17 protein-coding genes are annotated in these 13,864 nt (G+C 53.2%); 11 read left to right on the top strand and 6 right to left on the bottom strand.

From position 1 onward, the window contains the following. Positions 1-3: 3 nt before the first annotated feature. From sucC to mdh, 3 genes are all read right to left on the bottom strand, one after another. The gene (gene sucC / locus TA5113_RS10405; protein WP_058315052.1) at positions 4-1,197 is read right to left on the bottom strand and encodes an ADP-forming succinate--CoA ligase subunit beta; all 1,194 of its coding nucleotides are present in this window, start codon (positions 1,195-1,197) and stop codon (positions 4-6) included. A 200-nt stretch (positions 1,198-1,397) separates the two neighbouring features. Then, positions 1,398-2,246 (bottom strand): putative nucleotide-diphospho-sugar transferase, encoded by an 849-nt coding sequence (locus TA5113_RS10400; RefSeq protein WP_165589407.1) that lies wholly within the window; start codon positions 2,244-2,246, stop codon positions 1,398-1,400. 180 nt (positions 2,247-2,426) lie between these two features. Further along, complete coding sequence (gene mdh, locus TA5113_RS10395; RefSeq protein WP_058315054.1) at positions 2,427-3,389, bottom strand: malate dehydrogenase; 963 nt, start codon at positions 3,387-3,389, stop codon at positions 2,427-2,429. 167 nt (positions 3,390-3,556) lie between these two features. Here mdh and TA5113_RS10390 point away from each other — a divergent pair, with 167 nt between their 5' ends. Next, positions 3,557-4,294, top strand: a complete 738-nt coding sequence (locus tag TA5113_RS10390) for a sulfite exporter TauE/SafE family protein (protein WP_058315055.1) — start codon at positions 3,557-3,559, stop codon at positions 4,292-4,294. On the opposite strand, the gene TA5113_RS10385 is transcribed toward TA5113_RS10390, so the two are convergent. Further along, the gene (locus tag TA5113_RS10385) at positions 4,291-4,605 is read right to left on the bottom strand and encodes a hypothetical protein (RefSeq protein WP_058315056.1); all 315 of its coding nucleotides are present in this window, start codon (positions 4,603-4,605) and stop codon (positions 4,291-4,293) included. The two genes, TA5113_RS10390 and TA5113_RS10385, sit on opposite strands and share 4 nt — an antisense overlap. A gap of 226 nt (positions 4,606-4,831) precedes the next feature. On the opposite strand from TA5113_RS10385, the gene TA5113_RS10380 reads away from it, so the two are divergent. From TA5113_RS10380 to TA5113_RS16980, 9 genes are all read left to right on the top strand, one after another. Continuing rightward, positions 4,832-5,686 carry an HpcH/HpaI aldolase/citrate lyase family protein gene (locus tag TA5113_RS10380; RefSeq protein ID WP_058315057.1) on the top strand — a complete coding sequence of 285 codons (855 nt, stop codon included), beginning with the start codon at positions 4,832-4,834 and terminating at the stop codon, positions 5,684-5,686. A gap of 69 nt (positions 5,687-5,755) precedes the next feature. After that, on the top strand, positions 5,756-5,959 hold the full coding sequence (locus tag TA5113_RS10375) for a DUF1737 domain-containing protein (RefSeq protein WP_058315058.1): 204 nt from the start codon (positions 5,756-5,758) through the stop codon (positions 5,957-5,959). After that, entirely contained in the window at positions 5,960-6,991 is a 1,032-nt protein-coding gene (locus tag TA5113_RS10370) for a MaoC family dehydratase (RefSeq protein ID WP_058315059.1), read from the top strand. A 320-nt stretch (positions 6,992-7,311) separates the two neighbouring features. Next, entirely contained in the window at positions 7,312-7,695 is a 384-nt protein-coding gene (gene sdhC, locus TA5113_RS10365) for a succinate dehydrogenase, cytochrome b556 subunit (RefSeq protein WP_058315060.1), read from the top strand. A 10-nt stretch (positions 7,696-7,705) separates the two neighbouring features. Next, the gene (gene sdhD, locus TA5113_RS10360; RefSeq protein WP_058315061.1) at positions 7,706-8,077 is read left to right on the top strand and encodes a succinate dehydrogenase, hydrophobic membrane anchor protein; all 372 of its coding nucleotides are present in this window, start codon (positions 7,706-7,708) and stop codon (positions 8,075-8,077) included. A 23-nt stretch (positions 8,078-8,100) separates the two neighbouring features. Further along, positions 8,101-9,909 carry a succinate dehydrogenase flavoprotein subunit gene (sdhA, locus tag TA5113_RS10355; RefSeq protein WP_058315062.1) on the top strand — a complete coding sequence of 603 codons (1,809 nt, stop codon included), beginning with the start codon at positions 8,101-8,103 and terminating at the stop codon, positions 9,907-9,909. A 15-nt stretch (positions 9,910-9,924) separates the two neighbouring features. Then, entirely contained in the window at positions 9,925-10,794 is an 870-nt protein-coding gene (locus TA5113_RS10350; protein ID WP_131726415.1) for a hypothetical protein, read from the top strand. 86 nt (positions 10,795-10,880) lie between these two features. Continuing rightward, positions 10,881-11,663, top strand: coding sequence for a succinate dehydrogenase iron-sulfur subunit (locus TA5113_RS10345; protein ID WP_058315064.1), 783 nt, complete (start codon positions 10,881-10,883; stop codon positions 11,661-11,663). 137 nt (positions 11,664-11,800) lie between these two features. Further along, entirely contained in the window at positions 11,801-11,950 is a 150-nt protein-coding gene (locus TA5113_RS16980; RefSeq protein ID WP_165589406.1) for a hypothetical protein, read from the top strand. 66 nt (positions 11,951-12,016) lie between these two features. Here the strand turns inward: TA5113_RS16980 and deoD are convergent, their stop codons facing one another. Next, positions 12,017-12,721 (bottom strand): purine-nucleoside phosphorylase, encoded by a 705-nt coding sequence (gene deoD, locus TA5113_RS10340; RefSeq protein ID WP_058315065.1) that lies wholly within the window; start codon positions 12,719-12,721, stop codon positions 12,017-12,019. Between the two features lie 9 nt (positions 12,722-12,730). Next, positions 12,731-13,177, bottom strand: coding sequence for a GNAT family N-acetyltransferase (locus TA5113_RS10335; protein ID WP_058315066.1), 447 nt, complete (start codon positions 13,175-13,177; stop codon positions 12,731-12,733). Between the two features lie 153 nt (positions 13,178-13,330). Here TA5113_RS10335 and TA5113_RS10330 point away from each other — a divergent pair, with 153 nt between their 5' ends. Further along, on the top strand, positions 13,331-13,864 hold the full coding sequence (locus TA5113_RS10330) for a DUF4329 domain-containing protein (protein ID WP_058315067.1): 534 nt from the start codon (positions 13,331-13,333) through the stop codon (positions 13,862-13,864).

Here is a 13,864-nt window from a genome sequence, read left to right as displayed (position 1 = left end):
TTCTTATCCTTTCACCGCTTTGACGATCTTTTCAGCGCCATCGGACAGGTTGTCTGCCGCGATCACGTCAACATCGGAGTTGTTGATGATGTCTTTACCGGCTTCCACATTGGTGCCTTCCAGACGAACAACCAGTGGCACTTGCAGACCAACTTCTTTCACAGCAGCCACAACGCCCTCTGCGATCACGTCACAGCGCATGATGCCGCCGAAGATGTTGACCAAGATGCCTTTAACGTTTGGATCAGAAGTGATGATCTTGAACGCTTCGGTCACTTTCTCTTTGGTCGCGCCACCACCTACGTCGAGGAAGTTTGCTGGCTCTGCACCGTAGAGTTTGATGATGTCCATGGTTGCCATCGCGAGACCCGCGCCGTTCACCATACAGCCGATTTCACCGTCCAGAGCGATGTAGTTCAGGTCGTACTTGGACGCCTCAAGCTCTTTTGGATCTTCTTCTGTTTCGTCGCGCAGTTCTGCAACATCTGGGTGGCGGTAGACCGCGTTGCCGTCAAAGCCCAGTTTCGCGTCCAGAACTTTCAGGTCACCAGAGTCGGTTACGATCAGTGGGTTGATTTCCAGCATCTCCATATCCTTCTCAATGAAGGCTTTGTAGAGCTGGGACATCAGTTTCACGCACTGCTTTACCTGTGCGCCCTTCAGGCCCAAAGAGAATGCGATGCGGCGACCGTGGTAAGGTTGGAAACCTGTCGCTGGATCAACAGAGAAGGACAGGATCTTTTCAGGAGTTGCTTCCGCAACTTCTTCAATGTCCATGCCACCTTCTGTGGAGCATACGAAAGACACGCGAGATGTCTGACGGTCGACCAACAGAGCCAGATACAGTTCTGTTTCAATGCCGGAACCTGCTTCGATATAGATGCGGTTCACTTGCTTGCCTGCTGGGCCTGTCTGGTGTGTCACCAGTGTGCGACCGAGCATGTTCTTGGCTTCTTCTGCGGCTTCTTCAACAGATTTGGTCAGGCGAACACCGCCCTTTTCACCAGCTTCTGCTTCTTTGAAAGAGCCTTTGCCGCGGCCACCTGCGTGGATCTGAGCTTTGACAACCCAAAGAGGTCCATCAAGTTCGCCCGCTGCGGTTTTAGCGTCCTCGGCCTTCAGGACAACGCGTCCTTCAGAAACCGGGGCACCGTAAGAGCGAAGCAATGCCTTCGCCTGGTATTCATGGATATTCATGAAACTATCCCATTTTGCTGCAGTTGGATCGGGTATAACCGCAGCGAGCCCTATAAACTAACTGGTTTTTACAAAACTGTAGGAAAAAGCGACATTTGTGATCACACGCAAAAAAAGTGTGATCACAAAAGGTGGATTTGAAATGGCGAAATGCGATTCGATGTTAGCCGCGGCAGATAATCTTCAGCTCTGCGATCGAACTATGCCCCAATCAGACTTATTGCGCGACGCCAAATGCTTTTCTTCTTTTGAGTTTCTTCAAGGCTATTCAACTTTCGCACCTTAGCTTTCGGATTCCCACCAAGCGAGAAGTCGGAAGCAATGAGCTGCTTTAAATGCGTTGTCAGTTCTGGCGACAGAATTTCGTCATATTCAAATGGTTTCTTCGGATCGCCTGGGTCATCCCTGTAGTGCAATGCCGGACAATGTAGGACGCGAGGTGCATTGGTTTTACTTGTCCAAACCTGAATAGTCTCGAGCATCATCAAATTATACTCGGGGGGCAAGATGCCAAGGTTGTAGTCGTTATCGTAGAGCAGTTTGCGTAGGTAAGGTTGGTCCAACTTATCGCCAGATTGGCTGAATTCGTCGTCCCACTTGCGCATTAAGTCGCTAGTGCTTTCAGATTTGCGTATTGCTATCACCCCGGTATTCACTTGCGGAAATGAAACAGGAATGTGTTTCGTAAAAGGACGGCGTGATAAGGCCATATTGCTGCCACGCGCATGTGCGGCCATAAATTCATATTTGTCGAGAGCACGAAACAGATCTTGAATATCGGCCACGACCATGATGTCGCAATCTAGGTAAATTGTGCGGTCAAACCGGGAACGCCGTAATGCCTCCATTTTGGGGCGGGTGGTGTCCTTTGAGACAGCGTGCACTTTCTCAAAAATAGGGTCTATAATTTCTTGGTCGCTATAAAGGTCAATTGCAGCATCAGCGTGAATGCGCCTCAGACTGCGCGCAGCGCGCCGAGCAAGAATGTTATATTGATCGCCTGTTGCCGCGAATACAAATCCGCACCTAATTTCAGAATGGTCAGACACGTCTTTTTCACTTCGAAGCATTGGAATTGTTTTGATGTTAATGATCGAACTATATTTGCGGTCTCTTTGAAAGAGAAACATAATTGGACGAAATGAAACTTGTTTCGTTAAACAAAAAACCCAAGCCTCGAACGTTGAGGCTTGGGTTTCATTTTGCTTTGAATAAGCGTGATCTTTGGCTTAGGCCAGAGAGCTGTCGATGCCTTTGCAAGCTTCAACCAAGCCGTTGACAGCATTCACGGATGTGTCGAACATTTCTTGCTCTTCCGCGTTCAGCTTGATGTCGACGATGCGCTCAACGCCGCCAGCGCCGATCACTGTTGGAACGCCAACATACATGCCGTTCAGACCCAATGCGCCGTCAACATATGCCGCACATGGTAGAACGCGTTTTTGATCTTTCAGGTAAGCTTCTGCCATTTCGATCGCAGAAGTTGCAGGCGCGTAATACGCAGAACCTGTTTTCAGCAGGCCAACGATTTCCGCACCGCCATCACGTGTACGCTGAACGATACCGTCCAGTTTCTCTTGAGTGGTCCAGCCCATTTCCACCAGGTCTGGCAGAGGGATGCCCGCGACTGTGGAGTAGCGCACAGATGGCACCATGGTGTCGCCGTGGCCGCCCAGAACGAAGGCTGTGACGTCTTTCATGGAAACATTGAACTCTTCTGCCAGGAAGTGGCGGAAACGAGCGCTATCCAGAACACCTGCCATGCCGCAAACTTTGCTGTGTGGCAGACCGGAGAATTCGCGCAGGGCCCAAACCATTGCGTCCAGCGGGTTGGTGATGCAGATCACGAACGCGTCTGGAGCGTTGTCGCGGATGCCTTCACCCACGGACTTCATAACTTTCAGGTTGATGCCCAGCAGGTCGTCGCGGGACATGCCTGGCTTGCGAGGAACACCCGCTGTCACGATGACAACGTCAGCGCCAGCGATGTCGGCGTAATCGGTTGTGCCAGACATTGCCGCGTCAAAACCCTCAGATGGGCCGGACTCTGCGATATCCAACGCTTTACCCTGTGGGATGCCGTCTGCGATGTCGAACAGAACGACGTCGCCAAGTTCTTTGATTGCTGCAAGGTGAGCCAGTGTGCCACCGATCTGACCAGAACCGATAAGGGCGATCTTGGGTCGTGCCATGGGAAATCTCCAATCCGATTGAAATTCGCGCTAGTGGGTAAGGGCAAACTGTGCGCGGCGCAAGCCTTTTGGAGTCTCACGTTATGAGGTAAGCCTGTCTCGAGTTCGCCCAAAATCCCATTTTGTGCGCAATTGTATACATTTTAGCGCTAAACGGTCGGCCGATAATGGATCTACAATTTTTTGCAGTTGCAGCATTGGCGGTGACCTTTGCTGGGGTGTCAAAAGGCGGATTTGGCGGTGGACCCGCTTTCGCTGCATCAGCGATTCTTGCGCTTGTCGCGACCCCCACGCAGGCCATCGGGTTGATGTTGCCATTGCTGATGTTGATGGATGTCACTGCGTTGCGGCCGTTCTGGAAAAAGTGGGATTGGGTGCGCGCCAAGATCATGATCATCGGGGCGGTGCCGGGTGTGGCGTTAGGGGCCGTATTCTACAAAATCACCAACGACGACGTATTGCGATTGTTGATTGGTTTGGTTTCTTTGGGGTTTGTCGTGTGGCAAATCTGGCCCAAAACGAGAGTGAAAGAGGCCAACTTTTCCGCGCCGGTCGGGCTTATTGCTGGTCTAGTGGCAGGCTTCACGAGCTTTATTAGCCATGCAGGTGGCCCACCCGGCGCGATGTATCTGCTCTCGCAAAAACTAGACAAAACCACTTATCATGCCACCATGACTTTGATTTTTTGGATCGTAAATATGGTCAAAGTCATTCCCTATGCATTTTTGGGAATCTTCACTTTTGATACGGTTTTTAACGGTATTTTGTTAGCGCCGTTTGCCATTATCGGGGTCTGGCTTGGTGTTCGGGCGCATTACGTCCTGTCGGAAGTTGTGTTCTTTCGGCTGACCTATGCGCTCTTGGCTATGACCGGGTGCAAGTTGATTTTTGATGCGCTGACCTAAGCATCTTTGTCAGAAAGCGGAAGTTTCTCGGCAAACGTTTCGAAGCTTTGGCCTGATGCGATGAGGCAGGTCATACCCGTCGGCGTCGTGACAGTAATGGTCCATGTACCGCTCTCGACACTCGCGTAAACTTCCATCAGCGCGTTATCGCGCCCCAGCCCAACGGATTGCCGCGTCTCCCCATAACCGTCCGCAAGTCTTTCAACGACCGTTTCTCTTGGGGCGCAGTGCCTTTGAGTTTGTGCTTGTGTCATTTCGGCGGCCAACAAAAGTGCGAAAGCAAGGCCGATTGGTTTTAGTAGTCCTTTCATAGTGAACCCTTTCTGAAACACTTGGCTGCCGTTGAGGCTGCGCCAATCAGGTGTTTCTGCTGATGACCAAAACCATGCTGCGGTAAAGAAAACACTCCGTTAACGGACCGTTCTTTGTGAGGGTAGAGTTTGACGTGGGGTCTTTTCTGCACCGCAGAAAATAGCGCTTGAATTCTTTTTGGAAAAAATGTCAGTAATGAGCGCAACTTTATTGCGGAGTGAATCTATGAGCCAGCGCGCACGTCCTTACCGGTCCGTTCTCTACATCCCGGCCTCCAATACTCGAGCGATGGAAAAGGCGAAAACCCTGCCCATCGACGCGATCATCTTCGACTTAGAGGACGCGGTCGCTCCGGCCGAGAAAGAAAATGCACGTGGTTTGTTGGCCGAGGCACTGGCGACAGGTGACTACGGCAAGCGTATGCGCATTGTTCGCATCAATGACCTCAACACAGAGTGGGGACCGTCCGACGCTGCCGCAGTCAAAGACATGAAATGCGATGCAGTACTATTGCCCAAGGTCGAAAGCGCAGCGCAGGTACAGGCATTGGCTGATATCACCGGCGATCTGCCGATCTGGGCGATGATGGAAACACCGCGCGGCATGCTCAACGCACATGAAATCGCGCTGCATCCGATGTTGAAGGGCATGGTGATGGGCACCAATGACCTGGCGAAAGAGCTGCAAACCCGTTTCCGCCCCGACCGTTTGCCAATGCAGGCGGGGCTTGGGCTTTGTCTGCTCGCGGCAAAAGCCGAAGATGTTGTGATTGTTGATGGCGTCTATAACGCCTTCAAAGACGCTGAAGGGTTACAAGTGGAATGTGATCAGGGCCGAGATATGGGCTTTGATGGCAAAACCCTGATCCATCCGGCTCAGGTGGCCGTTGCCAATGCAGCCTTCGCGCCGTCTGAGGCGGAAATCGATCTCGCCCGCCGCCAGATCGAAGCCTTTGCGCAAGCCGAAGCGGATGGGTCCGGCGTCGCCGTTGTCGACGGAAAGATTGTTGAGAACCTTCACGTGGCCACTGCACAAGAGATCATTGCGAAAGCCGACGCGATTGCTGAGCTCGAAGCCTAAGCAATCGGGCTTGCTCGACCCATAAATCGGGGGCATTCAGAGTAGGAGAGCCTTTAAAGGAATACCTAAATGAAACTCTATCGTTTGCTCACAGAAGATGACACCCCTGCCTTCTGCCACAAGGTCACGGACGCCCTGAATAAGGGCTGGGACCTGCATGGCGATCCAACCATCACATTCGACTCTGCCCGCGGCGTGACCCGTTGCGCGCAGGCGGTGGTGAAGGAAGTGGAAGGCACTTACACCCCAGAGACCAAATTAGGAGCGCATTAAATGGCAAAGACCAACGCGGGTCGTTTTTTCGAAGATTATGCCGTCGGAGATGTGATCAAACATGCGGTGCCACGCACCGTTTCAGGCGGCGAGCGAGCGCTTTATCACGCGCTCTACCCGGCGCGCCACGCGCTTTATTCTTCTGACGAATTCGCGCGCGCGTCTGGTCTGCCGAAGTCTCCGATCGACGATCTGGCTGCGTTCCACGTGGTGTTTGGTAAAACAGTTCCTGATGTGTCTTTGAACGCAGTAGCCAATTTGGGCTACGCGGAAGGACGCTGGCTTAAGCCTGTCTATGAAGGCGATACGCTCCGCTCTGAATCTGAAGTGATCGGCGTCAAACAGAACTCCAACGGTAAGTCCGGCGTCGTCTATGTGCGCACCTGCGGCCTGAACCAAAATGACGAAGTTGTCATGGAGTATGTGCGCTGGGTGATGGTGCGCAAAGGGAACCTCGACGCGCCTGCACCGGAAACCGTCCTTCCAGAGCTGAACAAGGTGATCCCGGCGGATCAACTGGTTGTGCCTGAGGGATTGGACTTTACTGGTTATGACTTTGACCTGGCGGGCGAGAGCCATCGCTTGGGTGACTACGAGATTGGCGAAACCATCGATCACGTCGATGGGGTGACCATCGAAGAAGCCGAACACATGATGGCAACGCGCCTTTGGCAAAACACGGCTAAGGTCCATTTTGACAATACGGCCCGTCCAGATGGGACGCGGCTCATTTATGGCGGCCACGTGATTTCCATGGCGCGCGCCCTGTCCTTCAATGGTCTCGCCAACGCCCAGATGATCGTCGGCCTGAATGGCGGCGCGCATGCCAACCCTTGCTTGTCTGGCACAACCGTGCGCGCATGGAGCGAGGTTCTAGACAAAGCAGAGACCTCCGCGCCGGGTGTCGGTGCAATCCGTCTCCGCCTTGTAGCGACCAAAGGCGGCGCTCCGTTTGATCTGAAAGGCGAGGATGGAAAATATCTGCCAGACGTCCTGTTGGATCTCGACTACTGGGCGCTGATGCCGCTCTGACCAGATCTGTGATCGCATAAAAAGAAGTGGGGCTAAATGCCCCTAAAAAATCGACGCATTTTGCAAGAAACCCGAGCGAATTTGCGTTAACTTATTCCATGAAATTCACCGACTCACCGGTCGGTTTTGGGTGTCGGTTTTAAAAGTGAGAATTTACGTGAGTTGTGATCACAGTAAATCTAAGTGTGATCACAAAATGGCCGCTTGTTTGCGCAAACGCGGTTTTCTTACATAAAATAGACGTTTTTTGGCCGCCCAAGCCGTGACAGAGAGCGATTTTTCTGTAGTAAGAACCGGGAGAGAACTCGAAAGGACTCAGAATGGCAGACGTGAATCGCGGCAATCGCCCGCTTTCGCCCCACCTCACAATCTACCGTCCTCAAATGACATCCATGTCTTCGATCATGGTTCGCATCACTGGTATTGCGACATTTGTTTTGGCGATCCTTGTGGTTTGGTGGCTGATTGCGGCGTCCACTTCAGAGGCAGCATTTGCCGTAATCGATGGATTGCTTGGTAGCCTACTTGGTGACCTGCTGGTGCTCGGCGCGGTTTGGGCGCTGTTTTACCACATGCTCGGGCGCCTGCGTCACGTGATCTGGGACTTTGGTTATTGCTTGGATGTTGAGACGTCTGAGAAGATGGGTGTTGGCATGTTTGTCGGCGCAACCGTCCTGGCATTTGTCGCCATCATTATTGTGTAAGGAGCAAACGATGAGATACCTTACCGACCGCAAACGCGCCCAAGGCACCGGCTCTGGCCGCCAAGGCACCGAGCACCACTGGAAAATGCTTGTAAGCTCCATCTTGATGGTGCTGGTCGTTCCACTGTTTATCTTCGTGTTTGGCGCGGGCTTTTCCGGATCCTACGAAGACGTCTTGGCGTATTTTGGCCGCCCATTCCCAGCCATTGTGACCGGTCTGACCGTCACGGTGATCATCCTTCATGTCATGCGTGAAGCGCACGAAGCGATTGAAGACTACATGCATGGGGTCCCAGAGCGACTGGCGCTGATCGGCTCCACCGCGATGGCTTACACGATGATCGTCACTGCGATCTTTGCCCTCATCAAGCTTGCGCTTTAAGGCGCTGCCAAGGAACGAATGAGATGACAGCAGCATATGAATATGAAACCCACGAATATGACGTGGTCGTAGTTGGCGCCGGCGGCGCTGGTCTGCGTGCAACCCTTGGTATGGCCGAGCAGGGCCTGCGCACCGCTTGTGTAACCAAAGTATTCCCAACCCGTTCCCACACCGTGGCCGCCCAAGGTGGTATCGCGGCGTCTCTGGCCAATATGGGTCCGGACAGCTGGGAATGGCACATGTACGACACCGTAAAGGGCTCTGACTGGCTTGGTGACACCGATGCGATGGAATATCTCGCTCGTGAAGCACCAAAGGCGGTTTACGAGCTAGAGCATTACGGCGTTCCGTTCTCACGGACTGAGGAAGGCAAAATCTATCAGCGTCCATTCGGCGGCCACACCACCGAATACGGTGAAGGTCCACCTGTACAACGGACCTGCGCGGCTGCGGACCGAACCGGTCATGCGATCCTGCACACGCTTTATGGCCAGTCCGTAAAGAACAACGCTGAGTTCTTCATCGAGTATTTTGCGATCGACCTGATCATGTCCGAGGATGGTCAATGTCAGGGTGTCGTTTGCTGGAAGCTCGACGACGGCACTATGCACGTCTTCAACGCGAAGATGGTTGTCCTAGCGACCGGCGGCTACGGCCGTGCATACTTCTCTGCGACGTCTGCTCACACCTGTACCGGTGACGGCGGCGGCATGGTCATGCGCGCTGGCTTGCCAATGCAGGACCTTGAGTTCGTTCAGTTCCACCCAACCGGCATCTACGGCTCTGGCTGTTTGATCACCGAAGGGGCTCGGGGTGAAGGTGGTTATCTGACCAACTCTGAAGGCGAGCGTTTCATGGAACGTTACGCGCCGACCTATAAAGACTTGGCACCACGCGACTATGTTTCCCGGTCCATGACCATGGAAATCCGCGAAGGCCGCGGTGTGGGTGCAGAAGGGGATCACATTTTCCTCAACCTGAACCACTTGCCAGCCGACGCATTGGCGGAGCGCCTCCCAGGTATCTCTGAATCCGCGAAGATCTTTGCGGGTGTGGATGTAACCAAAGAGCCGATCCCGGTTATTCCAACTGTTCACTACAATATGGGTGGTGTGCCGACCAACTATTGGGGTGAGGTTCTTGATCCATCAGAGGACGATCCAAACAAGGTTGTTCCGGGTCTTATGGCCGTGGGTGAAGCGGGTTGTGCATCTGTTCACGGTGCGAACCGCCTGGGTTCTAACTCCTTGATCGACTTGGTTGTTTTCGGTCGCGCTTCTGCGATCCGTGCGGGTCAGGTTGTAGATCCAAACACACCTAATCCGAAGCTAAACCAAGCGTCTGTCGACAAAGCGTTCGAACGTTTTGACGGTCTGCGTTACGCAAAAGGTGCGATCCCAACTGCTGATCTGCGTCTGGAAATGCAGAAAGCGATGCAGGCAGACGCGGCGGTGTTCCGGACTGCAGAGACCATGAAAGAGGGCGTCGAAAAGATGACCGTGATCGCCGACAAAATGGACGATCTGAAAGTCACCGACACGTCCTTGGTGTGGAACTCTGATCTGATGGAAACATTGGAACTGACCAACCTGATGCCAAGCGCATTGGGCACCATCCACGGTGCGGAAGCGCGTAAAGAATCCCGTGGCGCGCATGCGCATGAGGACTTCCCAGAGCGTGACGACAAAAACTGGCGTGTTCACACGATCAGCCGCGTCGACGGCAGTAAGGTCGATCTGAGCTATCGCCCAGTTGTTCTTGATCCGCTGACCAAAGAAGAAGATGGCGGCATCGAGCTTAAGAAGATCGCTCCTAAGAAGCGGACGTTCTAAAGCACGATGAACGAAGTGGCGCAAAAATCCCTCGCAGACGCGCTCGGCATTCAGCCGGGCGTGGTCTTGCGTACGTTTGGGATGCGCCGCTCTGGCAACCACGCCATCATCAACTGGCTGCTGCGCAATGCGCATATGGGGTCCGTCTTCTTGAATAACTGTTCTGTGGGGCGCCCGGCGCGTCGCACATGGCGGTCAATCGAGGTGAATGGCCGTCGTGCGAGCATTACCAAAGGTGATCCCATCAGTGGTGTCACATCCAAAGCCCGCGATGGCGCTTTGGTGATTGTGTCCTACGAGGATTTCTCGCCAGACCCAGATGAAATGGGGGCAGAGGTCACACCGGATCTGTCAAAATCCGAAGTCACCCATGAAGTGCTTTTCTATCGGGATTTCATGAACTGGTCGGCGTCGCTGTTGAAAAAAATTCAGGCCAATGACGACCAAGACGCCTTGGTGTGTCTTCGGATTATGATGGTCGCTTTGGATAAATACCGCGACATGTTGCAGTTGATCACGCAGGCCAAATCCCTAGGGGTCGTGCCTGTGAACTATGATCGCTGGCTGACGCGCCCAGTTTATCGAGAGAAAGTGCTGCAGACTCTTGGTTTGCCGTGCAAAGACAACTCACTTGGCAAGGTTCAGCCTTACGGTGGTGGGTCGTCCTTTCAGAAAGATGCCGTAAACGCGTCGGACTTAAAGGCGGATCAGCGCTGGCTTACTATGGCCAACGATGCCGCTTTCCAAATTGTGCTTTTGGCAGCCAGCCAAGACAAAGAACTGATCGGTTTGATGCAGAAACTGATGCCCAAAGACGCAGAGCTTTTGGCCAATTATCTGGATCAAGCCCAGTTTCCATATATTGTACAGGTGGGAGATACATGACCCCTCTTGTTCATCCTATTGGCGTGATCACACGCTACGTAACCAAGCGCACACTATGTGCGTCAGGCAGGTAAGGAGGCCGTATCATGGTCGAATTCGCACTCCCAAAAAACTCCCGTATCACGACGGGGAAAACTTGGCCGAAACCTGACGGTGCTAAGAACATCCGCAAGTTCCAGATTTATCGTTGGAACCCGGATGATGGCAAAAACCCATCGGTCGACACGTATTTCGTCGATATGGACACGTGTGGTCCGATGATTTTGGACGCGCTGATCAAGATCAAAAACGAGATTGATCCAACGCTGACCTTCCGTCGCTCTTGCCGGGAAGGCATTTGCGGCTCTTGCGCCATGAATATTGGCGGCATCAACACGCTGGCCTGCATTTATGGCATCGACGAAGTCAAAGGCGGCGCGGTGAAAATCTATCCACTGCCGCACATGCCGGTGGTCAAAGACCTGATCCCAGATCTGACACACTTCTATGCACAGCACGCATCCATCATGCCGTGGCTGGAAACCAAGACCAACCGCCCTGCGAAAGAGTGGAAACAGTCCATTGAAGACCGCAAAAAGCTTGATGGTCTTTATGAGTGTGTGATGTGCGCATCCTGCTCCACCTCTTGCCCAAGCTACTGGTGGAATGGCGACCGTTACCTCGGCCCAGCAGCCTTGCTGCACGCATATCGTTGGATCATCGACAGCCGTGACGAAGCGACGGGCGAACGACTGGATGCTCTGGAAGATCCATTCAAACTCTATCGCTGCCACACCATCATGAACTGCGCGAAAACCTGTCCAAAGGGTCTGAACCCTGCAGCGGCCATCGCGCATATTAAGAAAATGATGGTCGACCGCGCGGTCTAAGTCGCGTTGCGAAAACGGCACTTGCTGCAATGCAGCAAGTGCATACCGCCTCTGTAAAACTATCGGATGCAAAGGCGCCCCTGCGGGTCTATTTGAACGGCAGGGAGGAGTGATGAAACCAAAATGGGATCACTCCAATGACACTAGACACTGCAAACACCCAAACCAAAGCTGAAGACGCCCTGGCCGTACTTGAAGAGGCTTGGAGCTATTATTCGCCAGAACCTGTGCTGGTCTCTGACGGCCAACATGAACCTGAATGGTTTGAATACGCCAACGCCGCGTAATCTTATGTGGAAACAAAAAGGGCACCTCGTTGTGAGATGCCCCTTTTTGAAATCTCCGACGAATAGTCAGGCGAAGGCCGCTTCCAGCGCAATTTCCACCATATCGCCAAAGGATTTCTCGCGCTGATCGCTGGGCAATGCCTCTCCTGTCAGCAAATGGTCCGAGACTGTTAGCACGGCCAAAGCGCGGCAATCGTAGCGTGCCGCGAGGTTGTAAAGCTCCGCGGCTTCCATTTCGACACCAAGAATGCCGTGACGGGTCATCTGTTCATTCAGATCAGGGCGTTCGTCGTAGAAAACATCAGCGGAGTAGATTCCGCCGACATGGGTTGGTGTTCCCTTTGCTTCCGCTGCATCCGCCGCAGCACGCAGCAATCCGTAATCGGCGCTAGGGGCAAAGTTGATCTCTTTGAAAATCCCCCGCGATGGCGTGGAGATTGATGTGGCCGTCATGGCGATGATCACATCGCGCACGCTGACTTTCTTTTGCATGCCGCCGCAAGAGCCGATGCGGATCAGGGTTTTGGCACCATAATCTTTGATAAGCTCGTTCACATAGATCGACAGGCTGGGCATGCCCATGCCGGAGCCGTGGATCGTCACGGGATTGCCTTTCCACGTGCCGGTGAAACCAAGCATCCCACGCACTTCGTTCACGCATTTCACATCATCTAGGAACGTCTCTGCCGCCCACTTCGCGCGGTAAGGGTCGCCGGGCAAAAGAACGGTTTCCGCAATATCTCCGGGCTGAGCGCCAATATGAATTGTCATTTCTTCCTCCTATGTCCGAGCATATTTGATGAAGGGTGTCAGGCTACCGATGCGATCATACAGTTTGCGCGCATCGGCGTTAAAGTCTTGGGTCATCCAATAGACGGTTGGCGTGCCGTTGTCGTCGGCGGCTTGGTACACTGCCTCGATTAGCGCTCGGCCAAGTCCCAAGCCACGCGCCTCTGGAAGCGCAAATAGGTCTTGCAGGTATGTGACCTGTTCCACGTGCCAATTGTGCGCGTGATAAATGTAGTGAACGAGCCCAAGGAGTTTTCCTTCGCGTTCAGCTACAAACGCGTTTTGGTCATGGCATTCTGGATCGCAAAGCCGCGCAAAGGTAGTTTGTGTGACCTCATCTATGACACTGGATTCATAGAACTCCAGGTAATCCTGCCAAAGCGCATTCCACTGCTCAAAGTCATCCTTCTGAACGGGACGAATTCTTATCTCTGCCATTGAGACACCTCCTAGGCCTCAGGGTTAGTTCAAGTTGATAGCATGCGCCAGTCCAATCCAACGGGCTTAAGACAGTGTGCCAGTGAGTGAACATACATTGTCCTTGGCAGTTCTCTGTGCTTCATTTCGATCACCGTAGAACAGGACGTAACCATGATGCGCAGTACCCTTCGCCCGATGATTTCCTTTCTTGCTGTCTTGGCAGCCACAAGCCTCACCGCAGGTCCCCGCGACGAAGTCGCTTTGATGAAAGAGGTGTTTGAAGAAATCCAACCTCTGTCGCTAGATCACAATCGCGAGTTCTGCGGCTATATTGGATTGGATGAAAACGGCGAACTGGTTGCATCTCCGGCGCGCAAAGGCCGCAAATCAAGCTGCCGTCCACGCAATCCCCGCAATATCGAAGTGATCATCGCGTCCTATCACACGCATGGGGGATATGAGGGGCATGACGCCTATGAGGTGCCGAGCGTCGATGACATTGAAAGCGACGAAGCAGAAGGAATCGATGGATACGTCGCCACCCCCGGTGGTCGCCTTTGGTTCATTGATACCGAAGACATGACAATTTCATTGGTCTGTGGCCCAAAATGCCTGACGCACGCAGAGGGCTACGAGTCTGAACCAGATGCCGATATTCGTGACTTCTACACCTACGAAGAGTTGGTGATCTGGTACGAAGAGTAA

Origin of the sequence: Cognatishimia activa (assembly GCF_001458335.1) — a bacterium.
Lineage (GTDB): Bacteria > Pseudomonadota > Alphaproteobacteria > Rhodobacterales > Rhodobacteraceae > Cognatishimia > Cognatishimia activa.
This window is presented reverse-complemented; position numbering and strand designations above follow the sequence as displayed.